The 23644-nt window shown below is 30.7% G+C and carries 21 protein-coding genes, 1 other RNA gene and 1 pseudogene; 22 read left to right on the forward strand and 1 reads right to left on the reverse strand.

The window, feature by feature from the left end:
* Positions 1-246 precede the first annotated feature (246 nt).
* The 9 genes from ssrA (at position 247) to FYJ33_RS09130 (ending at position 9191) form a co-directional block, all read left to right on the forward strand.
* Positions 247-600: a transfer-messenger RNA gene (gene ssrA / locus FYJ33_RS09095) on the forward strand.
* A 223-nt stretch (positions 601-823) separates the two neighbouring features.
* The gene (locus tag FYJ33_RS09100) at positions 824-2845 is read left to right on the forward strand and encodes a type I restriction-modification system subunit M (RefSeq protein ID WP_154531437.1); all 2022 of its coding nucleotides are present in this window, start codon (positions 824-826) and stop codon (positions 2843-2845) included.
* A complete protein-coding gene (locus FYJ33_RS09105; protein ID WP_154531438.1) occupies positions 2845-4194 on the forward strand; it encodes a restriction endonuclease subunit S in 1350 nt (449 codons plus the stop codon). Before FYJ33_RS09100 ends, FYJ33_RS09105 begins: the two co-directional genes overlap by 1 nt.
* A 157-nt stretch (positions 4195-4351) precedes the next feature.
* Positions 4352-7345, forward strand: a complete 2994-nt coding sequence (locus FYJ33_RS09110; protein ID WP_154531439.1) for a type I restriction endonuclease subunit R — start codon at positions 4352-4354, stop codon at positions 7343-7345.
* A gap of 195 nt (positions 7346-7540) precedes the next feature.
* Complete coding sequence (locus tag FYJ33_RS09115) at positions 7541-7768, forward strand: hypothetical protein (RefSeq protein WP_154531440.1); 228 nt, start codon at positions 7541-7543, stop codon at positions 7766-7768.
* Positions 7769-7788: 20 nt separating this feature from the next.
* Entirely contained in the window at positions 7789-7926 is a 138-nt protein-coding gene (locus FYJ33_RS16345; RefSeq protein ID WP_235900817.1) for a hypothetical protein, read from the forward strand.
* 346 nt (positions 7927-8272) lie between these two features.
* Positions 8273-8410 (forward strand): hypothetical protein, encoded by a 138-nt coding sequence (locus tag FYJ33_RS09125; RefSeq protein WP_154531441.1) that lies wholly within the window; start codon positions 8273-8275, stop codon positions 8408-8410.
* A gap of 54 nt (positions 8411-8464) precedes the next feature.
* Positions 8465-8626 carry a hypothetical protein gene (locus tag FYJ33_RS16055; protein WP_206046656.1) on the forward strand — a complete coding sequence of 54 codons (162 nt, stop codon included), beginning with the start codon at positions 8465-8467 and terminating at the stop codon, positions 8624-8626.
* Between the two features lies 1 nt (position 8627).
* Positions 8628-9191, forward strand: coding sequence for a zeta toxin family protein (locus tag FYJ33_RS09130; RefSeq protein ID WP_154531442.1), 564 nt, complete (start codon positions 8628-8630; stop codon positions 9189-9191).
* A gap of 92 nt (positions 9192-9283) precedes the next feature.
* On the opposite strand, the pseudogene FYJ33_RS09135 reads toward FYJ33_RS09130, so the two are convergent.
* A pseudogene (locus FYJ33_RS09135) lies at positions 9284-9514 on the reverse strand (LAGLIDADG family homing endonuclease); the annotation flags it as partial.
* Between the two features lie 67 nt (positions 9515-9581).
* On the opposite strand from FYJ33_RS09135, the gene FYJ33_RS09140 reads away from it, so the two are divergent.
* The 13 genes from FYJ33_RS09140 (at position 9582) to FYJ33_RS09195 (ending at position 23636) form a co-directional block, all read left to right on the forward strand.
* A complete protein-coding gene (locus FYJ33_RS09140) occupies positions 9582-9902 on the forward strand; it encodes an EFR1 family ferrodoxin (RefSeq protein WP_154531443.1) in 321 nt (106 codons plus the stop codon).
* A 255-nt stretch (positions 9903-10157) separates the two neighbouring features.
* Positions 10158-11357: a saccharopine dehydrogenase family protein gene (locus FYJ33_RS09145; protein ID WP_154531444.1), complete on the forward strand. Its 1200-nt coding sequence runs from the start codon at positions 10158-10160 to the stop codon at positions 11355-11357.
* 10 nt (positions 11358-11367) lie between these two features.
* Complete coding sequence (gene nspC / locus FYJ33_RS09150) at positions 11368-12498, forward strand: carboxynorspermidine decarboxylase (RefSeq protein WP_154531445.1); 1131 nt, start codon at positions 11368-11370, stop codon at positions 12496-12498.
* Between the two features lie 91 nt (positions 12499-12589).
* Entirely contained in the window at positions 12590-13459 is an 870-nt protein-coding gene (gene speD / locus FYJ33_RS09155) for an adenosylmethionine decarboxylase (RefSeq protein ID WP_154531446.1), read from the forward strand.
* A gap of 15 nt (positions 13460-13474) precedes the next feature.
* Positions 13475-14926 (forward strand): aminotransferase class I/II-fold pyridoxal phosphate-dependent enzyme, encoded by a 1452-nt coding sequence (locus FYJ33_RS09160; RefSeq protein ID WP_154531447.1) that lies wholly within the window; start codon positions 13475-13477, stop codon positions 14924-14926.
* A gap of 5 nt (positions 14927-14931) precedes the next feature.
* Positions 14932-15789 carry a polyamine aminopropyltransferase gene (speE, locus tag FYJ33_RS09165; protein ID WP_154531448.1) on the forward strand — a complete coding sequence of 286 codons (858 nt, stop codon included), beginning with the start codon at positions 14932-14934 and terminating at the stop codon, positions 15787-15789.
* Positions 15782-16627 (forward strand): agmatinase, encoded by an 846-nt coding sequence (gene speB, locus FYJ33_RS09170; protein ID WP_154531449.1) that lies wholly within the window; start codon positions 15782-15784, stop codon positions 16625-16627. Before speE ends, speB begins: the two co-directional genes overlap by 8 nt.
* 48 nt (positions 16628-16675) lie before the next feature.
* Positions 16676-16810, forward strand: coding sequence for a hypothetical protein (locus tag FYJ33_RS16665; protein ID WP_268891458.1), 135 nt, complete (start codon positions 16676-16678; stop codon positions 16808-16810).
* 241 nt (positions 16811-17051) lie between these two features.
* Positions 17052-19304: a formate C-acetyltransferase gene (gene pflB, locus FYJ33_RS09175; RefSeq protein ID WP_154531450.1), complete on the forward strand. Its 2253-nt coding sequence runs from the start codon at positions 17052-17054 to the stop codon at positions 19302-19304.
* Positions 19270-20064, forward strand: coding sequence for a pyruvate formate-lyase-activating protein (gene pflA / locus FYJ33_RS09180; protein WP_154531451.1), 795 nt, complete (start codon positions 19270-19272; stop codon positions 20062-20064). The genes pflB and pflA overlap by 35 nt, the downstream gene beginning before the upstream one ends.
* Positions 20065-20233: 169 nt before the next feature.
* On the forward strand, positions 20234-21811 hold the full coding sequence (locus FYJ33_RS09185; protein ID WP_206046657.1) for an aminotransferase class I/II-fold pyridoxal phosphate-dependent enzyme: 1578 nt from the start codon (positions 20234-20236) through the stop codon (positions 21809-21811).
* On the forward strand, positions 21808-22350 hold the full coding sequence (locus tag FYJ33_RS09190; protein ID WP_154531453.1) for a hypothetical protein: 543 nt from the start codon (positions 21808-21810) through the stop codon (positions 22348-22350). Before FYJ33_RS09185 ends, FYJ33_RS09190 begins: the two co-directional genes overlap by 4 nt.
* 308 nt (positions 22351-22658) lie before the next feature.
* Entirely contained in the window at positions 22659-23636 is a 978-nt protein-coding gene (locus tag FYJ33_RS09195) for a mannose/fructose/sorbose PTS transporter subunit IIA (protein ID WP_154531454.1), read from the forward strand.
* Positions 23637-23644: the final 8 nt, after the last annotated feature.

Genomic DNA, 23644 nt, shown 5'->3' on the forward strand with positions numbered 1-23644 from the left:
GAGATTTATCATATACATAAAATAGATTTATAGGGAAGGGAAAAAATACAATTTATATGTAAAATAATGGATAATTAATAAAAAGTTTAAAAAGATATATTTTTGCCAACATTTACTTGACACAAACGTAACAAATATCTGACTTGACGAGAAAAATTAAAAGCGTTATAATAACATGAGCTTAGAATTTAAGCTTTTAAAATTGAATATAGATGTTTTATTACATTGGACATCTTACTTAAACATGGGGGCGATTTGGCTTCGACGGGGGTAAGGCTGGTCCGATAAGCGAGCTAGGGAACGCATGGAACCCTATGAATCTCTATGCATTAAATGTAAACGCAGAAGATAATAATTTTGCATTAGCTGCCTAGGCAGCTCGTTCTACCTGAGAGTCCCACGACTTAGGATAGGGCGTCGATTAGTGGGGAACCGAGCTTATGAAAGCTTTGACTTAAGAACGGAATTTATGAAGCTACTAAAGTAAGTATCCTGCCTCTGGGAGACTTATGGAGGGAATGTTAAATCAGCAGGCTGTGCTCGGAGAAAGTTGGGTGGGCCTACCTTCGGACACGGGTTCGATACCCGTCACCTCCACCACAAAACCCACGAAAATCATTTTATTGGATTTTCGTGGGTTTATTTTTTTTATAAAATCTAATAATCAGATATAAGGATAGGCAAAGATATTATTATACAAAAAGTTAATACACATAGAAAAAAGTACAGAAGGGTAATAAATAGAGACTTTATATATGATAAAATAGTTATAATAAGATTTGGATAATAAATATAAATAAAAGAAACTAATAGGAGAACAGATATGGATAGTAATTTTAATCATGTTTCATTTTTATGGAACATAGCAGAAAGTTTAAGAGGAACATATAAAGAAGAAGATTACAGAAAAGTAATGCTTCCTATGATAGTTGTAAGAAGATTTGACTGTCTTTTAGATGATTATGATAAGGAAGTAATAAAGGAAGTTTATAATAGTTATGATTATCTGCCAGAAGAGGATAAGGATGAAATAGTTCTTGCTGATTTAAAAGAAAATCATAATATGGATATACAGTTTTATAATGTATCAGACTTTACATGGAAAAAGATTTTAGATGATAGTGAAAATATCAAGAGTAACTTTGAAGCATATCTTAATGGATTTTCTAATAATGTTAAGGAAATAATAAATAGATTCAAATTTAGAAGTGAAATTGAAGTATTAAATAGAAAGAATAAGCTTTATGCAGTTCTTCAAAAGATGTATGAAGTGGATTTACATATAAATAGTATTTCAAATAATAAAATGGGTTATATATATGAAGAAATGCTTAGAAGATTTACTGAAAACTCAGCAGCAGGGGAACAGTACACACCAAGAGAAGTAATAAGGCTTTGTATGGAAATGCTTTTTCTAGGAAAAGAAGAATTTTTACATGAAGAAGGAAAAGTAATTTCTATAGCAGATTTCTGTTGTGGTACTGGGGGGATGCTTTCTATAGGTGAAGCATATATTGAAGCTATTAATGATAAGGCAATTGTTGATGTATATGGACAGGAGCTTCTTGATGAGTCTTTTGCCATATGTCAGGCAGATATGCTTATGAAAGGGCAGAATCCTGATAATATAAGACTTGGAAATACACTTACAGAAGATAGATTTAGTGGTCAGCACATGAGATTCTTAATATCTAACCCTCCATTTGGGGTAACTTGGAAGGATGAAGAAAAGAAGGTTAAGGAAGAAAGTGACCTTGGCTTTGATGGAAGATTTGGTGCAGGTACTCCAAGAGTTAGTGATGGTTCATTGCTTTTTCTTGAAAATATGATAAGCAAGATGTATGACGATGAAGAAGGAAGTAGAATAGCAATAATATTTAATGGTTCACCATTATTTACTGGAGATGCAGGTAGTGGAGAATCTAACATAAGAAAATGGATTATAGAAAATGATTTATTAGAAGGAATCATTGCACTTCCTACAGATATGTTCTACAACACAGGAATTGCTACATATATATGGGTTCTTACTAATAGAAAATCTAATGAAAGAAAAGGAAAGATTCAGCTTGTAAATGCTGTAGATTATTTTGTGCCAATGAGAAAGAGCCTGGGTAATAAAAGAAAAGAAATTTCAGATGAACAAATAGCAGAAATAAAAGAACTATATAAAAATTTTGAACCAAATGAAAAGTGTAAGATTTTTGATAATAAGGATTTTGGATATAGAAAAATAACTGTAGAAAGACCTTTAAAATTAAGTTTTTTAGTTAATGATGAAGCTATAGAAAAGGTTAAGGAAACTAATCAATTTATAAATTTAGCAGTATCTAAAAAGAAAGATGAAGATGTAAAACTTAGTGAAGAAGAAGCAGGCATAAAAGAACAGGATAAAATAATAGAAATGCTTCAAGAATTTGATTCTAATAAAAAATACATGAGTAGAGAAGAATTTTTGAAAGATATTAAATCTAAAGCTAAGGAATATAACTTAAAACTTGGAGCATCGCTTTTAAAAGCTATAGTAAATGCCATAGGTGAAAGAAATGAAGAAGCTGAAATATGCAGAGACAGTAAAGGCAACGTAGAAAGTGATACAACACTTAGAGATACTGAAACAATTCCATTAAAAGAAGATATACAAGAGTATTTTGATAGAGAAGTAAAGCCACATATAGAAGATGCATATATGGATGAATCTACATTTATTAACATTGGTTATGAAATACCATTTACAAGATATTTTTATAAATATGTAGAGTTTAGATCTTTTACAGAAATAATGAAGGAAGTTGCAGAGCTTGAAGAGAAATTAACACTGGAAATAAAGAAGGTGCTAGAATAATGAAGTATAGATATAGAACTGATGAGGAAATGAAAGATAGTGGAGTTGAATGGATTGGGAAAATTCCTAATTCGTGGAATATAATCAAGGGGAAATATTTATTTTTAAATAGTAAAATAAAAAATACTGGAAAAATAGATAATTTACTTTCGCTAACGTTAAAAGGCGTTGTTGACAGAGACATAAATAATGTTGAAGGGCTTCAACCAGAAAACTTTGATGGATACCAAGAATTTTACCCAGATAATTTAGTATTTAAACTAATTGATTTAGAAAATATAAGTACAAGTAGAGTTGGATATGTTCATAAAAAGGGGTTAATGAGCCCTGCATATATTAGGTTGGAAAAAATACAGGATATATATACAAAATTTTATTATTATAATTATTTTTGTTATTACAAAAAAAATATTTTTAATTTTCTTGGAAGTGTAGGAGTTAGGTCGTCACTAAATAGTAGCGATTTACTTGAAATGAATGTTGTAGCGAATGAAAAAAAAGAACAAGAAATAATAGCAAATTTTCTTGATGAAAAAGTATCACAATTTGATTCAATAATTTTAAAAAAGGAAGCTTTAATAGAAAAATTAGAAGAAGCTAAAAAAAGCCTTATAAGTGAAGTTGTAACTGGTAAGGTTAAGATAGTAAAAACTGAAGAGGGATATGATGTTGTTCCAAGAAGTAGTGAGGAAATGAAGGATAGTGGAGTTGAGTGGCTGGGATTAGTGCCTAAAGAGTGGGATGTGAAAAGATTAAGATTTTTAGGTACATTACAGAATGGAATCAGTAAAAGTTCAGAGGAATTTGGATATGGTTTTCCTTTTGTAAGTTATGGAGATGTATATAGAAATATGAATTTGCCTGAATCTGTTAGTGGATTAGTAAATTCATCGGTTACTGATCGTAAAATATATTCAGTAAAACAAGGTGATGTATTCTTTACAAGAACATCTGAAACAATAGATGAAATAGGAATTTCTTCTGTATGTTTAGAAACAATACCAGAAGCAACGTTTGCAGGGTTTTTAATACGATTTAGACCAAATAACAAACTACTGTTTAAAGGATTCTCAAAATATTATTTTAGATGTATCTTAAATAGAAATTATTTTGTAAAAGAGATGAATTTAGTTACAAGGGCATCATTATCTCAGAATCTTTTGAATAATCTATCAGTAGTGTTACCAACATATGAAGAACAAGAAAACATATATTGGGGGTTGGAATACAAAATAGGCACAATTAATAATATTATTGAAAAAATAAAATCTGAAATACAAAAACTAAAAGAAGCCAAACAATCCTTAATTACCGAAGCAGTTACAGGAAAAATTGAAATTTTAGATTAGTTATAAATCATCCTGAAGTTTTTTAATCAGGGTGATTTATCATAAGTTGGAAATATTAAAATGATAGAGTAATAAAGTATATAATATATTAGAAGGAAAGTTATTATACTTAAAGCCTTTAAATAGGATAAGCTATTCAAGCTGGGGAGGGGATAAAATGTTACCAAAAGAGATTAATTTAGAGGAAAGCATTGAGAATTTTTTAGTATCTTCAGGATATGAGCAAGGAGTAAGTCAGGATTTTGACCTGCAATACTGTCTATTTACTGAAGACTTATTTAGATTTTTAGAAGCTACTCAAAAGGATAAATTAGATGAGTTTAAAGAAACAAGGGGAGCTTCTTGGAGAAAAGCATTTTTAGATTTAGTTGATTCTAGTGTTAAAAGAAGAGGACTTATTGATGTATTAAGGCATGGAATTGAAGATATCATGGTGGATGGTACTTTCAATCTAATATACTATAAGCCTAATTCTAATTTAAATAAAGGTGATTTAGAAAAGTATAGAGAAAATATATTTAAAGTAACAAGACAGCTTAAATACAGCACTAAAAATAACAATACTTTAGATGTAGTGCTCAGTATAAATGGTTTTCCAGTTGTAGTTATGGAGCTTAAGAATCCATTTACAAATCAGGATGTATATGATGCAATAAAGCAGTTTAAAGAAGACAGAGATCCAAAGGAAAAGATGTTTGGATTTAATACAAGAGTTCTAACTTATTTTGCTGTTGATACAGATGAAGTTTACATGACTACAGAGCTTAAAAAGAATAAGACTTATTTCCTTCCATTCAATAAAGGAAATAAGGGTGGTAAAGGGAATCCAGAAGCACCAGAGGGAAAAGTTAAGACATATTATTTATGGGAAGAAATATTAAGACAGGATAGTCTTTTAGATATTATAAAGAGATTTTATTTTATTGATGAAGATAAGAAAAAGAAAAGTAAAAGAGCTATATTCCCAAGATATCATCAATTAGATGCAGTAAGAAAAATGGTTGCAGATTTAAGAAAAAATAAAGCTGGTCTTAATTATCTTATTCAGCATAGTGCTGGTAGTGGAAAGACTAATACAATAGCATGGACAGCTCATAGAGTTGCTTCGCTTTATGATGAAAATGACAATCCTATCTTTGATGCAGTTATAGTTGTTACTGATAGAAAGGTTCTTGATAAACAGCTTCAGGATGCAGTATATCAGCTAGATCATAAAAGTGGTGTAGTTCTTAAAATAGATGATGATAAATCGTCTATAGATCTTGCAAGGGCTATAGAAGGTAACGTAAAGATAATAATTACAACAATTCAGAAGTTCCCTTATGCTATTAATCATATAAAAGAACTTGAGCAGAGAAAGTATGCTGTAATTATTGATGAGGCTCATTCATCAACATCTGGTGAAAATATGAGCAAATTAAAAGAAACATTAGCAGGAAAGACACTTGAAGAAGCAGCTAAAGAACAGGAAGCTGCTGAAAAGAATGAAAAGTCAAGTATGGATAAAATGACTGAACTTATTGCAAAGAGAACAGGGCTTAAAAACATAAGTTTCTTTGCTTTTACTGCAACTCCTAAGAATAAGACTATGCAGATATTTGGAAGAATGGGAGAAGATAATCTTCCTCATGAATTTCATTTATACTCAATGAAACAGGCGATTGAAGAGGGATTTATATTAGATGTACTTAAAAACTATATGCCAGTAAGCGTATACTATAAAATAGGTAAGAAGATTGAAGACAATCCTGAATTTGATAAGGGTGAAGCTAAGAGAGCAATAAATAAGTTTTTTAGCTTAAATGAATACAATATAAGAACAAAATCTGAAACAATTGTAGAAGATTTTATGGATAACAGAAGCATGTGGATTGAAGGTAATGCAAAAGCTATGGTTGTAACAGCAAGCAGGCTTCATGCAGTTAGATACAAGCTTGCTATAGATAAGTACATACAGGAAAGGGGATATAATATTAAGACACTTGTGGCATTCTCAGGAACAGTTAAAGATGATGACAAAGATGTTGAATACACAGAAGTTGAAATGAATAAAAAGGATGCACCAGATATTAAGGAATCAAATCTTTCTGAAATATTTGATAAGGATGAATTTAAAATACTTATTGTTGCAGAAAAGTATCAAACAGGATTTGATCAACCAAAATTATGTGCAATGTATGTAGATAAAAAGCTTGATGGTGTAAAGACTGTACAAACATTATCAAGACTTAACAGGACTTATCCAAACAAGCAGACTTTTGTATTAGATTTTCAAAATTCAGTTGAAGATATACAAAAAGCATATAAACCATATTTTGAAATGACTAATATAGATAAGATAACTAACCCTAATGTGGTAAATGATTTATGGTATCAGCTTCATAGTTATGGAATTTATACTGATGAAGAAATAAATGATTTTGCTATTTTATATTATAAGGATAAAAGAACTAATGCACAGGATGCAAAGATGAGTAATATCATAGATAAGGCTGTGGAGAGATATTGCTATTTAGAAGCAAGTAGTGAAGAAGAAGCAGATGAATTCAAGAAAAAATGCCAGAAGTATATAACATTTTATAACTTTTTACTACAGATTTATCCACTTAAGAATTTAAATCTTTTAAGACTTCAAATATACCTTGTAGCACTTCTAAAGAAGCTTCCTAAAAAGAGTAAAGACAGAATTGATTTAGATGATATTTTAACCCTTGATTATTATAAACTTAAGAAGCTTGGAAAAGATGATAAAAAGGGAGTAGATATATCATTATCATCTGGAGATGGAGTTCTTACAGGAATATCAGAAAATGCTGTAAGTCGTATAAATGAAGAGGATGGAGAGTATCTTGATGATATTATAAGCAGAATAAATGATGTGTTTGGAATTGGTCTTACAGAGGAAGATAGAATTCATATAGATGGATTTGAACAAATTTTCAAGCAGAATGATAAGCTTATGGAAGTGGCTAAAAATAACAGCTATGAAGATTTACTTGATGTCTTTGCCAGAATGTATTTCAAAAGAGGAATAGTTAAAGCTAAGAGTGGAAATGATAGATTAGTTAGAGAAATACTAACCAATAATAATCTTGAAAACTTCATGATTAATTATTTTGCAGAAAAGCTTTATAATGAAGCTAAAAAGTAGATTTATATTGGAATATCTAGTTGTAAGTAAAATACTGAATTTAAAAAGATTATAAATGTATATTATTATATTGAAATAGGATATCTATATCGGATAGATAATCCCTATAGGAACATAAAAAGTGATGATGGAGAAAATCTGTCATCACTTTTTCTATTATATAAAGAATATTACTAAGAAGGGAGAGCTAATTAGATGGCAAAGCAGCAGAAGAAATTAATACAAGAAGAAAGAAAAATAATAAAAGAAACAAAATACTGTGAGGTATATAAAGATACATTCAAAATGCAAAGACAGTTCATACCTAGAAGCTTGGATTTAACTGAAAAGCAACTACTAGAGCTTATTAGGAAAGCTATTGAGGGAAAGGTATTTTCAGATGAATTTGTAAAGTTACTTAGAGATGAATTAAATAAGCAATAAAGATTTAAGGAGTAAATATAATGATAGAATTGGTAAATGTAAAAGAACTGAAGAAAGTTTCTATGTTCCCTAATGAAGTTCAAAATAATATAAAAGATATATTAACTATACTAGATGAAGCATATGGAGAAGATAGAAGTAAGAATGATGATGGATGATACGTAATTGTTGTTGAGAAAAAAGATGATTTTAAAGAAATAGAGAATAGTACAAATATTAATATTGATAATGTAATAGTGGAATATATAGATTTGATTGAATATAGCAATGGAAAAGTATATACAAATTCATTAGTATTATGCAATAATGATTATTCTATATCATTAATAATACCTTTTGAAATTATGACTGAAAATCTATTGAATCAGATGTGAAAAATAGAATGAAAGAAGAAGCAATAAGTAATGACACTTAAAGTCATAATTGAAACTTTAGATATCATTTTTTCTATTATCCGCAAATTGATTTTTAATGAAATCGAAAGTTGAAGGGAGTTTAATTACTATGGCAAAAGGTGAAAAGAAAGTAGTAGTTAAAGAAGAAAGAAAAGTGATAAAGGAAACTAGATATTGTAAGGTATATAAAGCTGTATCTATATTGATGATTATTATTTCTCTAAAAATACGTATGGTTAAATTATAATAATAGGCTATAATATAAATAAGAAAATACTTTTATTTATATGGAGGTATAGTAATGGATAATAGTAAAAAGTTATATGATGCTTTTTTAAATTATTCTTATAGTGATTTATTGGATTTATTAAAGAAAGCAAAAACTAAAGAAGAAAAGGATTTTTATGCAATGTTATCTAATTTAGTACTTAAAAGAGAAGCTAAAAAGGTTATAGGTAAATAACATGGCTACATATACAATATTTGCAGGTGTTAATGGTGCTGGAAAAACTTCAATTTATAAGTCAACTTATTATGAGCAGAATAAAGATGAAAAAAGAATAAATACTGATGAAATGGTGGCAAGAATAGGGTCATGGAAAGATAACAATTTGCAAATGAAGTGTGCAAGAGAAGCTGTTAAATTAATAAAAACTTATATTGATGAAGAAATATCATTTAATCAGGAAACTACATTAAGTGGAAGAAGTATTATTAATAATATTAAAAGAGCAAAACAAAAAGGATATACTATTATTTTAAATTATATCGGTGTTGATACGCCAGAAATTGCCAAAGAAAGAGTGGATTTAAGAGTGAAAAAAGGTGGACATGGAATTCCACATGAAGATATTGATAGAAGATATTTTGAATCATTAGAAAATCTTAATAAGATTATATCAATATGTGATGAAATTAATATTTATGATAATACTGATATATTTAAATTATTAGCTTGCGTTGAGCAAGGTAAATTAGTTTGGAAAGAGGAGGTATTGCCAGATTGGATAAAATCAATAATTAGTTAATCATAATATATGGTGGATTTCAAAGGTCGTGCTTCGCCTCCACCATGAAAGCTACGATAATTAATTTGTTTCGTAGCTTATTTTATTTTTATAAAGTTTATTTTATAGCTATAACAATCCTTATGTTTTTCATTATTGTAATTTTTCTTTTTAGTAATACGTCCATTTCCTACGGTACTCTTTATCCATTGAAATAATTCAAGAGTAGTTGAAGCAATAGAGACACAAGGAGAAGGATGTTCATTTGAATGAAATTTTTGGAGCATTATACTACCTTCACCATCAACAATTCCAGCAATATAAGCTTTTTCAATTTGGTTAATATCAATCACCTCCAAACTTATTTTCACTATTTTAACCCAAAATATAAATTTTGTGGAGGTAGGATGAATGGTTATAAATGAAAACAGTATTTTATATTTTTCAGGAACAGGAAATACATTTGAGATAGCGGAAAAGGTAGCACGGAAAATAGAACTTAAATTAATAAGTGTTGTAGATTTACTTGAAGAAAAAACAATAGAAATTGATTGTGAAGTTGTTGGATTAGTATTTCCTATTTATTTTGGAGGAGTACCTAAGATAATTGGCAGGATAATTGATAAGATGGTATCTATAAAATTAAAATATACATTTGCATTGGCTACTTATGGGGGCATGCCTGAAAACCCATTTAGAATATTAGAAAACGAATTAAGAAAAAAGAGATAAAATTAGATGCAGGATATTTAATTACTATGCCAGATAACTATATTGCTGTGATTGGTGCTAGAAGAAGGTGTATCTTTTAAAGATAAGAATCACGTTGACATTAAGAAAAATAAATGGGAGTGTTAAAATGTGATTAATTACTTAGTATGTTTAGTAATACTAAATTTTGATTTTAGCATTGCTAATTTTGAAGAAATTATATATAATTACCTATGGATATAAAAAAATGGTACTTTATAGTAGGAGGTATGATCATTGGGAAAAGCATTAATAATTGGCGCTGGTGGTGTAGCGAATGTAGTTATTCACAAGTGTTGTCAAAATCCAGAAGTATTTGAGGAGATATGTATAGCAAGTAGAACGATTTCCAAATGTAATGCAATAAAAGCAAAGCTTGAAGGTGGACAGACTAAAATACAAACTGCAAAGGTTGATGCAAATAACACAGAAATGTTAATTGAATTAATTAACAACTTCAAACCAGATATAGTAATTAATGTGGCATTACCATATCAAGATTTAACTATCATGGATGCTTGTTTAGCAACTGGTGTTAATTACATGGACACAGCTAATTATGAGCCTCTTGATACAGCAAAATTTGAGTATAAGTGGCAATGGGCTTACAGAGAAAAATTTGAAAAAGCAGGAATAACAGCATTATTAGGAAGTGGATTTGATCCAGGGGTAACAGGAGTATTTAGTGCATATGCACAAAAACACTATTTTGATGAAATTCATACTATAGATATAGTAGATGCAAATGCTGGAGACCATGGATATCCATTTGCAACTAATTTTAATCCAGAAATAAATATAAGAGAAGTAACAGCTAAAGGAAGTTATTTTGAAGATGGTAAGTTTATAGAAACTGAACCAATGTCAATAAAAAGAGTATATGATTTGCCGGAAATAGGACCAAAGGATATATATCTACTTCATCATGAAGAATTAGAATCTTTAGCATTAAATATAAAAGGCATTAAAAAGATGAGATTTTGGATGACTTTCTCAGAAAGTTATTTAAATCATTTAAAAGTACTAGAAAACGTAGGAATGACATCTATAGAACCGATAGAATTTGAAGGAAAACAAATAGTTCCATTACAATTCTTAAAAGCAGTTTTACCAGATCCAGCATCATTAGGTCCTAGAACTAAAGGTAAGACAAACATTGGATGCATATTTACGGGCATTAAGGATGGTAAGGAAAAGACTTATTATGTCTACAATGTATGTGATCATCAGGAATGTTATAAAGAAGTAGGTTCACAAGCAATTTCTTATACAACTGGAGTTCCAGCAATGATTGGTGCAATGATGTTAATGACAGGGAAGTGGAACAAACCTGGTGTGCATAATATAGAGGAATTTGATCCTGATCCATTTATGGAGCAATTAAATAAGCAAGGATTACCTTGGCAAGAAAGCTTTTCACCAAATTTAATAGATTAGGTAAAAAGATATGAGTATAGATTTTAATTCATTAAAGACACCATGTTATGTAGTAGACGAGAGTTTATTAATTAAAAATCTTGAACTATTAAAATATGTACAAGATAAAACAGGATGTAGCATTCTTTTAGCTCAAAAAGGATTTTCTATGTATTCTGTCTATCCTCTTGTAGGAAAGTATCTAAAAGGTGTTACTTCTAGTTCTCTTTTTGAGGCTAAATTAGGTTATGAAGAGATGGGAAAGGAAGTACATATTTATGCACCTGCTTATAAAGAAGATGAATTTGATGAAATAATGAAATATTCAGATCATATTGTATTTAATTCTTTCAGTCAGTGGAATAAGTTCAAAGATAAGATTAAAAATTCAACGAAACACATAGAATGTGGAATTAGGATTAATCCTGAATATTCAGAAATTGAAACTGATATATATAATCCTTGTTTTGAAAATTCAAGACTTGGAACAATACTAGATAATTTTAGAGAAGAAGATTTAGAAGGTATAGATGGATTACATTTTCATACTATGTGTGAGCAAAATTCAGATACGCTAGAACGTACTTTAAAAGTAGTTGAAGAAAAGTTTGGAGAGTACCTTAAAGGTATGAAATGGCTTAATTTTGGTGGAGGGCACCATATAACAAGAACAGATTATGATGTTGAAAAGTTAATAAAATGTATATCATATATGCAAGAGAAGTACGACATTAAAATATATTTAGAACCAGGAGAAGCAGTAGCTTTAAATACAGGTTTTTTAGTATCTACGGTTTTAGATGTAGTAAAAAATAATATGGATTTAGCGATTATGGATACTTCAGCAGCTTGTCATATGCCAGATGTATTAGAGATGCCATATAGACCTAATATTATAAATTCAGGAATGCCTAATGAAAAAAAGTATACTTATAGATTAGGGGGACCAACTTGTCTTGCTGGAGATATAATTGGAGACTATTCGTTTGAAGAGCCATTAAAACCTGGAGATAAACTAGTATTTTGTGATATGGCTCATTATTCAATGGTTAAGAATAATACTTTTAATGGAATTAACTTACCTGATATAGTTCTTTGGGGAAAAGATGGAGCTAAGATAATAAAGACTTTTAATTATGAAGATTTTAAAAGACGTTTATAAAAATAAGGATAAATAATTATAGGGAAATATAGATAAATTAAGGTGGGTAAAAGTAATTTTAATAGTAAAAAGGTTTTACCCACTTTTTACAATGTATAAAAGTAAAAAGGAGGTCAGAGATTTGGGTGATAAATTAAAACTATATGGATTTAATAATCTTACAAAAACTCTTAGTTTTAATATTTATGATGTTTGTTATGCAAAAAGTGAGAGGGAGCAAAAGGATTATATAGCTTATATAGATGAACAATATAATTCGGACAGATTAACAAAGATATTATGTAAAGTTACTGAAATGGTAGGAGCTCATGTTCTTAATATTTCAAAACAGGATTATGATCCTCAAGGTGCTAGTGTAACTCTTTTAATAACAGAAAAAGCATTACCAGCAAAACTTATAGATAAGTCATGTAATCTTGGAAAGTATTCAGGTGCAGATGATGGAACAGAGGCAGAAGCTAAGATTATATCAACTAGAGATTCTATAGTGGGACATTTAGATAAAAGTCATGTAACAGTACATACTTATCCAGAGTATCATCCAGGTAATTCTATTGCCACCTTTAGAGTAGATATTGATGTAGCTACTTGTGGAGAAATTTCTCCTTTAAATGTACTAGATTATTTAATTGGAAGTTTTGATTCAGATATTATAACTATTGATTATAGAGTAAGAGGATTTACTAGAAGTATTGATGGTCATAAACTTTTTATTGATCATAAAATAACCTCTATTCAAGATTATATATCTGATGAAACATTAAAGAAGTATGATGCTGTTGATATTAATGTATACGAGGCTAACATGTTTCATACAAAGATGCTTATTAAAGAGATAGATTTACAAAATTATTTGTTTAATACGGATGTTTATGAAATAAATCCAAAGACAAGACTCGCGATATCTACTAATTTAAGAAGAGAAATGATAGAGATATTTAGTGGGAGAAATATTTATTAATAAAGGAGGCTTAAGATGAAAGACTTGAGGAATGAAGATGCACCTATATTAGAAGCATTAAATAGATATAAGTCTATGAGGGTGCTTCCTTTTGATGTGCCAGGTCATAAAAGGGGAAAGGGAAATCCAGAACTTACAGAGTTTTTAGGTGAAAAGTGTTTAACTATTGATGTAAACTCTATGAAACCTTTAGATAATTTATGTCATCCTGTATCTGTAATTAAGGATGCTGAGGAGCTAGCAGCAAAGGCTTTTGGCGCTAAGCATGCTTTTTTTATGGTAAATGGTACAACTTCTGCTGTACAGGCAATGGTAATGAGTGTTTGTAAAAAAGGTGAAAAGATAATTATGCCAAGAAATGTACACAGAAGTGCAATAAATACACTAATATTAAGTGGAGCTACACCTGTATATGTTAATCCGGGAACTAATAAAGAAATTGGAATTCCACTTGGTATGTCAGTTAAAGATGTAGAAAAGGCTATCTTAGAAAATAGAGATGCTAAAGCTGTTTTAATAAACAATCCAACTTATTATGGAATATGTTCAAATTTAAAAGCTATAACAGATCTTGCTCATAAATATGGAATGAAGGTGTTAGTAGATGAAGCACATGGAACACACTTTTATTTTAGTGATAAGCTTCCTATGTCTGCTATGGAAGCAGGAGCTGACATGGCTGCTGTAAGTATGCATAAAACTGGTGGTTCTCTAACTCAAAGCTCTTTACTATTAATAAATAATGATATTAATAAGGGATATGTTCATCAAATAATTAATTTAACGCAGACAACAAGTGCCTCTTATCTTTTACTTTCATCTTTAGATATATCTAGGCGAAACTTAGCATTAAATGGAGATAAAATAGTAGATAGAATAATAGAACTTGCAGAATATGCAAGAGAAGAGGTAAATAAGCTTGGTGGATATTATGCTTATTCTAAAGAACTTATAGATAATGATGCTGTATATGACTTTGATATTACAAAGTTATCAATTTGTACTTTAGGAATAGGTTTAGCTGGTATAGAGGTATATTCAATACTTAGAGATGATTATGATATACAAATAGAGTTTGGAGATTTAGGTAATATTCTTGCAATAATATCTGTAGGTGATGAAGATTTAGCTATAGAAAGATTAGTGTCTTCATTATATGATGTTAAGCGTTTATATGCCAAGGATGGAGCAGGAATGCTTGATCATGAATATATAAATCCAGAGGTAGTACTAACTCCTCAGGAAGCATTTTACAGTGAAAAAGAGTCTATACCAATAGAAAAAAGTGAAGGTAATATATGTAGTGAATTTGTTATGTGCTATCCTCCTGGAATACCTATACTTGCTCCAGGTGAAAGAATAACTAAAGAAATTCTAGAATATATAGATTATGCAAAACTTAAGGGATGTTCTCTTACAGGAACTGAGGATGAAAAAATTGAATTTATTAATGTTGTGAAAGGATAGAGATTATGGATTTATGGTATACAGAAGAACATTCAAAAGATGTTCGTTTTTCTATAAAGGTAAATAAACAAATTTATACTAAAGAAAGTAAGTTTCAAAGGATAGATATATTGGAAAGTGAAGAGTTTGGTAAAATATTAACTCTAGATGGATTAATTATGGTTACTGAAAAAGATGAGTTTATTTATCATGAGATGATAACTCATATTCCTATGGCTGTTAATCTTAATATAAAAAAGGTTTTAGTTATAGGTGGCGGTGATGGAGGATGTGTTCGTGAGCTTACTAGATATAAAACTATTGAAGAAATTCATATGGTTGAAATTGATGAAGAGGTAGTAAAAGCTTGCAAAGAATTTATTCCTAAAACAGCATGCAAACTTAATGATGAAAGAGTGAAAATATTTTATCAGGATGGTTTGAGATTTGTTAGAACAAAAGAAAATGAATATGATTTAATCATAGTTGATTCAACAGATCCATTTGGGCCAGGAGAAGGTTTATTTACAAAAGAGTTTTATGGAAACTGCTATAAAGCATTAACTGAAGATGGTATTTTAGTAAATCAACATGAAAGTGACTATTATACTGATTATGCAAATTCTATGAAAAGAGCGCATAAAAGAATACAAGAAATTTTTCCAGTTTGTCAAATATATCAAGCACATATTCCAACTTATCCTTCAGGACATTGGCTTTTTGGGTTTGCTTCAAAGAAATTTAATCCATTAAGAGATTTTAAAGAAGAGGAATGGAATAAACTTAATTTGCAGACAAAGTACTATAATACAAAATTACACAGAGGTGCTTTTGCTCTACCAAATTACGTGAATGAAATGATGGTGATTAATGAAGATGAATAATAATGTAGAAGTATTTATTGGATGTGAAAGTAATTATGAAGATTCAAATGTAGTTTTATTTGGAGCACCTTTCGATGGAACTACTTCTTATAGACCAGGAACTAGATTTGGAAGTAAGGCTATTAGAAGTGAATCTTTTGGGATAGAAACTTATAGCCCTTATCAAGATAAGGATTTAGAAGATTATAAGATTTTTGATTATGGGGACTTAGAGCTATGTTTTGGAAATACAGAAAGAGTTTTGAAAGATATAGAAGAACAAGCAGATACTATATTTAATGATGAAAAGATACCTGGAATGATGGGGGGAGAACATTTAGTTACTCTTGGAGCAGTACGTGCAGCAGTTAAAAAGTATCCAGATTTAAATATTATACACTTTGATGCACATACAGATTTAAGAGAAGAATACTTAGGAGAAACTTTATCTCATGCAACAGTTATGAGAAGAATACATGATATAGTTGGAGATAATAAAATACATCAATTTGGAATTCGTTCTGGAGAAAGAAAAGAATTTTACTGGGCAAAGGAACATACTAATTTAAATAAGTTTAATTTTAATGGTTTGGAAGAAGCAGTAAAATTATTACAGGGAAAACCAGTTTATTTTACTATAGATTTAGATGTTTTAGACCCATCAGAGTTTTGTGGAACAGGAACTCCAGAAGCAGGAGGAGTAAGTTTTACAGAATTACTTAATGCTATAATTGAAGTAGGAAAGTTAAATATAGTTGGTTTTGATATGGTTGAATTAAGTCCAATATATGATCAAAGTGGAGCATCAACGGCAATAGCTTGTAAAATTCTTAGAGAATTATTATTAAGCATTCAATAATATAAATCTATATTTCTATATACTAAGACAATATGAAATTCTATACGTATGGAGGTAAAAGAATTTGGAAATGAAGAAATAGCGTATCTTATTGGATATAATGAATGTAGTTCTTGTGGATTTAAAAGTACATGTATCAAAACCCACGAAAATCATTATTTTGGTATTCATGGGTCTATATAATTGGGATATAAAAGAAATGGTGGCCATTTATGAAAATAATGGGTAACTTATGGTTGTAGATGCAGTAGAGTCTAAAGTTGTACTTAGTGGTAACGAATTTAAAAGTAGAGCAGGGGAATCTATAGGATATTCTATATAAAAAGTTGACAACCTTTGCGAATTAATGCATATTTAAAATAGAACTTAAAAAAGATAAAATATATTGTAAGTATATGTATATAAAATCAAAGGAGGAACTGACATGTTTCAGAAAGAACAATGGGCCAGCTTCGAAGGAAGACTATGGAAAGAAGAGATTAATGTTAGAGATTTCATCCAGAAAAACTATAAACCGTATGATGGTGATGCAAGTTTCCTAGCAGCTCCAACAGATGCTACAAATAAGCTTTGGGGAAGATTACAAGAATTACAGAAGCAAGAAAGAGCTAAAGGCGGCGTACTTGACATGGAAACAGAAGTAGTTGCAGGTCTTACTGCTTATGGCCCTGGTTATATTGATGAAGAGCTGAAAGATCTTGAAAAAGTTGTAGGTCTTCAAACAGACAAACCTCTTAAAAGAGCATTCATGCCTTATGGTGGAATTAAGATGGCTGAAGAATCATGTAGAAACTATGGATATGAGCCAAATCCAGAATTACATAAGATATTCACAGAATATCATAAGACTCATAATCAGGGAGTTTTTGATGCTTATACACCAGAAATGAGAGCGGCTCGTCGTAGTCATATAATTACAGGACTTCCTGATACATATGGACGTGGACGTATAGTTGGCGACTACAGAAGAGTAGCTCTTTATGGTATAGATATACTTATGGAGGAAAAATTAAAAGACTTCAATAACTGTGGCGACGGAACCATGGTAGATGAAGTTATTCGTCAAAGAGAAGAAATTACTGAGCAATACAGAGCATTAGCAGGTATGAAAAAAATGGCTGAAAGCTATGGTTTTGATATATCTCAGCCAGCTAAGAACGCTACAGAAGCCTGCCAATGGTTATACTTTGGATATCTTGCAGCAATAAAGACACAAAATGGTGCAGCTATGTCAGTAGGACGTATTTCGACTTTCCTTGACATCTATATACAAAGAGATCTTGACAATGGAACACTTACAGAAGAACAAGCTCAGGAATTAATTGACCATATGACAATGAAATTCAGAATGGTTAAGTTCGCAAGAGTAACTTCTTACAACGAATTATTCTCAGGAGATCCAACTTGGGCAACTCTTGAAGTTGCTGGAATTGGTGTTGATGGACGTCACATGGTAACAAAGAATGATTTTCGTTTCTTACATACATTAGAGAACATGGGGCCATCACCAGAACCAAACCTTACAGTACTGTATTCTTCTGCACTTCCAGAAAACTTCAAGGAATATGCAGCTAAGATTTCAGTTACTACAAGCTCAATTCAATATGAAAATGATGATGTAATGAAGCCAGTATGGGGAGATGATTATTCAATCTGCTGCTGTGTATCAGCAACTCAGACAGGTAAGGAAATGCAGTTCTTTGGAGCTAGAGCTAACCTTGCTAAGTGTTTACTTTATGCTATTAATGGTGGGGTAGATGAAAAGTCAGGCGTACAAGTTGCACCTGAATTTAAAGGAATTACTTCTGAATATCTTGATTATGATGAAGTTATTGCAAAATATGAAGTTATGAGTGACTGGTTAGCTGGTCTTTACGTAAATATACTAAACTTAATTCAGTATATGCATGATAAGTATTACTATGAGGCAGCAGAAATGGCTCTTATAGATACTGAAGTAAGACGTACATTTGCAACAGGTATTGCAGGTTTCTCACATGTTGTAGATTCACTTTCTGCTATCAAATATGCAAAAGTTAAGACAATTAGAAATGAAGCAGGTATTGTAGTAGATTACGAAGTTGAAGGAGAGTTCCCTAAATACGGTAACGATGATGATAGAGCTGATAACATTGCTGTATATGTTCTTAAGTCATTCCTTGACAAGATTAAGAAGAGACATACATACAGAAATTCAGAAGCTACAACTTCAATTCTTACTATTACTTCAAATGTAGTATACGGTAAATATACAGGAGCTATGCCAGATGGACGTAAAGCTTGGACTCCGCTTGCACCAGGTGGTAACCCATCATATGGAGCTGAACAGAACGGATTATTAGCTTCATTAAACTCATTAACTAAGCTTCCATATGAATGGGCTCTAGATGGTATTTCAAATACACAGACAATCAATCCAGGATCATTAGGACATAATGATGAAGAAAGAGTAGATAAGCTTGTACAAGTTTTAGATGGTTACTTTGATCAAGGAGCACATCATTTAAATGTTAATGTATTTGGTATTGAAAAATTAAAGGATGCTATGGAACATCCAGAAAAAGAAGAGTATGCTAACTTTACTATCCGTGTATCAGGATATGCTGTTAAGTTTATTGATTTAACAAGAGAACAGCAGCTTGATGTTATCGCAAGAACTTGTCATGACAGAATGTAAGTCAAACAGAAATATAGGTAGAATCCATTCTACAGAGAGTTTTGGATCTGTTGATGGACCAGGGATTCGTTTTGTGACATTTTTAAAGGGCTGTCATATGAGATGCCAGTTCTGTCACAATCCTGATACCTGGGACATGACTGGAGGAGAGACAAAAACTGCAGATGAGCTTTTGTCTCAGGCTTTAAAATATAAAGCTTACTGGAAAAAGGGAGGCGGCATCACTGTAAGTGGTGGTGAGCCCCTTCTTCAGTTAGATTTTTTGATTGAATATTTTACAAAAGCGAAAGCTAAAGGTGTTCATACTACTCTTGATACTTCTGGAAATTCATTTACAAGAGATGAACCGTTTATTAGTAAATTTAATGAGCTTATGAAGGTGACTGATCTTGTAATGCTTGATATTAAGCAGATTGATGATGAAGAACATAAAATACTTACTGGTTGGAGTAATGTTTATATTCTTGATATGGCTAGGTATTTATCAGAAATCAACAAACCTGTATGGATTCGTCATGTGCTTGTACCAGGTAGAACTGATAATGATAAACAACTTATTAAGCTTGATGAATTCATCAAGACTTTAAATAATGTAGAACGTGTTGAAGTGCTTCCTTATCATTCTTTTGGAACTTTTAAATGGGAACAGCTTGGTAAGGAATATCCTTTAAAGGATGTTGAACCTCCTACTAAGGAAAGAATAGAAAATGCCAATAGACTTCTTCATACAAGTGAATATAATAGATATCTATTACAATAATTATATAGAAACTCAGCATTACAGAAGTGTTTTGCTGAGTTTTTTTAAATTCATTTTTTTTGCATACATCATCGTGTTTATAAATACAGAATTCAATATATTATGCATAAAAATCAAATTGATGTTTTTATATCAATTTTATTATAGTTCAGATTGGAGCAGATATAGAATGAGTGAATTTTTATGTAGCAGATATGATAATTTAGGACCTTATGTACCAGGAGAACAGCCAAAAGATAAGCAATATATAAAGCTTAACGCTAATGAAACATCAATGCTTCCTTCACCAAATGTAATGAAAGTGTTAAAAAGTAGTAGAATGGACAGGCTTGGCTTTTACGGAGACCCTGATGCAATAGAGCTTAGAAAAGCACTTGCAGAAAGATATGATGTAGATATAGATGAAGTGTTTGTAGGAAACGGATCAGATGCAGTTTTATCAGTGATTTTCCTTGCATTTTTTGATGATAAAGAGAAGATAGCTTTTCCTGATATAACATATGGATTTTATAGAACTTTTTCAAAGTCATTTGCTATTGATGCAATGGAGATGCCATTAAAAGACGATTTTACAGTTGATGTAGATGGATATATAGAAAGTGGAAGACACATTGTTTTAGCTAATCCAAATGCACCAACAGGTTATTCAATTCCTGTTTCTGAAATTGAAAGAATGCTTAAATCAGACAGCAAAAGGCTTGTAGTAATAGATGAGGCTTATATTGATTATGATATTGAAAATGAGTCATGCGTACCATTAATCAAGAAATATAAAAATCTTATAGTAGTACATACAATGTCTAAGTCAAGGAACTTAGCAGGAGCTCATATTGGTTACTGCATAGCAGATAAAGCTTTAATAGAAGATTTGAATGAAATAGACTTATGTGAAAAGATTAAAGAATTTGATGTATTATTAACAGCGTTTATTCCTATTAATAAGAAAGTTTTAGATTGTGCATTAAATCTTAAGTGCATATCAGTAAATGCAACTGGTTATGGAAATATTGATGTTGATGAAGCTACAAAAAGGAATATCGCAGTATGTAATGTTAAAGAATACTGCACTAAAGAAGTAGCAGAACACACAATGGCATTAATGTTGTCAATGCTAAGGATGTTAAAGCATTATGGTAAAGAAGTAGACGAGGGCATATGGAATTATCAAAGTGCATCAGAAATTGAACGTATTTCAGGAAAGACTTTGGCTATATTTGGTTTTGGAAGAATTGGACAGGCAGTAGCAAAGAGGGCAAAAGCATTTGATATTAATGTAATCACTGTAGATCCATATATACCTAAAGAAATACCTGATAGTCTTGGATTTACTCTTGTATCTAAGGAACAGGCCTTAAAAACAGCAGATATAATCAGTAATCACATGAATCAGACAATGGAGAACAAAAGCTACTTTTCTTTTGATGAGTTTAAGATGATGGAAAGAAAACCATATTTCTTGAATATAGCAAGAGGAGAATGTGTAGACGAAGATGCTCTAGTAATGGCCCTTGATAACGGATTTATAAAGGGCGCTGCGTTAGATGTTTTGAGGGAAGAAAACCCTGATTTGAAAAATAACATTCTTACAAAGTATGAAAATGTCTACCTTACACCTCATGCTGCATTTTACTCAAAAACATCAATTAAAGAATTGCAGAGAATTTCATGTGAAAACATTATTTGTTATATGACAAAGAATTATGAAAAAGTTTTTGGAATAGTAAATAAAGGAGTATGTGATAGGTGATGAATAAAGCTTTATCAATGGAGATGGAACAGCTTACAAAAGATTTAGTTTCAATCAGCAGTGTTAATGGAACTAGTGGAGAGAAAAAAATAGCTGAATTTATTGAAAGCTATTTAAGAGAAATTCCTTATTTTAAGCAACACAGTAACAATGTAATAATTCAGAGCCTTAAAGATGATAAATTAGACCGTAGAAATGTATTTGCTTATATTAAAGGTGAAAACAATAATACAGGAAAAACAATAATGTTACATGGCCATATGGATACTGTTGGGGTTGATGACTTTGGAGGATTAAAGGAATTTGCATCAATTGCTACAGCAGAGACTACTGATGAGGCACTTACAATAGCTATGGAAAAATTAGTTAAATTTTTCTGTGATAATGATGATATGGATTTCTATGACGCTGGTTTCTTATGTGGGTTGTATGCAAACCTTGAAATAAGTCAGGTAGTAGATCCTTTAAAAACTGCAAGAATGGCTATTGATGAAGAGATTGTAAACCCCATATTAAAAAAAATATTAAAAAAATATTAAAAAACTCTTTAAAATTTTTTAAGAAAATGTTATAATGAAAACGTAGTCAGATGGAAAACAAGAAAGATTTCCTAAAATGATTATTAAAGATAAAAATATTTAGCGTGTTACTGATTCAATTAGGCATGAGCTTTGAAAGATAACTATATAATTGTTTTATTAGTATTGCATTGTACAGATTTATAAGAAATTATATTATTTTAAAATCTAATTTTTGTACAAGCTATATCTAGTAAGCAAAGTATATTGTATTGTTTCAAGCTCGTGCCTTTTATATTTGTAACAAATAAAAAATAGGAGGTATAAAAATGGTAGGAATTATACTTGCTAGTCACGGAGAATTTGCTAAAGGTATTATGCAGTCAGGTTCAATGATTTTCGGAGAACAAGAAAATGTTGCAGCTGTTACACTTATGCCAAGCGAAGGACCTGATGATTTTAGAGCAAAACTAAAAGAAGCAATTGCATCATTTGACAGCCAGGAAGAAGTATTAATCTTAGCTGATCTTTGGGGCGGTACACCATTTAATCAATCAAATACTTTATTTGAAGAACATAAAGACAAATGGGCAATAGTATCTGGCATGAATTTACCAATGCTTATCGAAGCTTATGGTGCTAGACTTGCTACAGAATCTGCACAGGAAATTGCAGCACAGATTTTAAACTCAGGAAGAGAAGGAGTTAAAGTAAAACCTGAAACATTAGAACCAGAAACTACTGGCAATACTCCATCAGCATCAGATAATGTGTCTAATGCAGGAACTCCTGGATCATTTGAATATGTTTTAGCTCGTATTGATTCACGTTTACTTCATGGACAGGTTGCAACAGCTTGGACAAAGACTGTACAGCCAACAAGAATAATCGTAGTATCAGATGATGTTGCAAAAGATAAGTTACGTAAGAACTTAATTCAGCAGGCAGCTCCTCCAGGAGTTAAAGCTCATGTTGTTCCGGTTGACCACATGATTAAACTTGCAAAGGATAACCAGCATTTTGGTGGACAACGTGCACTTTTACTTTTTGAAAATCCACAGGACGTTCTAAGAGCAGTTGAAGGTGGTGTTCCACTAAAGACTATTAATGTTGGTTCTATGGCTCATTCTATAGGAAAAGTACAGCCAAATAAGGTTCTTGCTTTTGATCAAAACGATATTGACACATTTAAGAAACTTGAAAAAGCAGGACTTACTTTTGATGTTCGTAAAGTACCAAGCGATTCAAAGGGAAATATGGATGAAATATTAAATAAAGCTCAACAAGAATTAAACAAAGTAAAATAATTTAAGTA

The organism is Inconstantimicrobium porci (assembly GCF_009696465.1).
In the GTDB taxonomy this organism is placed as follows: domain Bacteria; phylum Bacillota; class Clostridia; order Clostridiales; family Clostridiaceae; genus Inconstantimicrobium; species Inconstantimicrobium porci.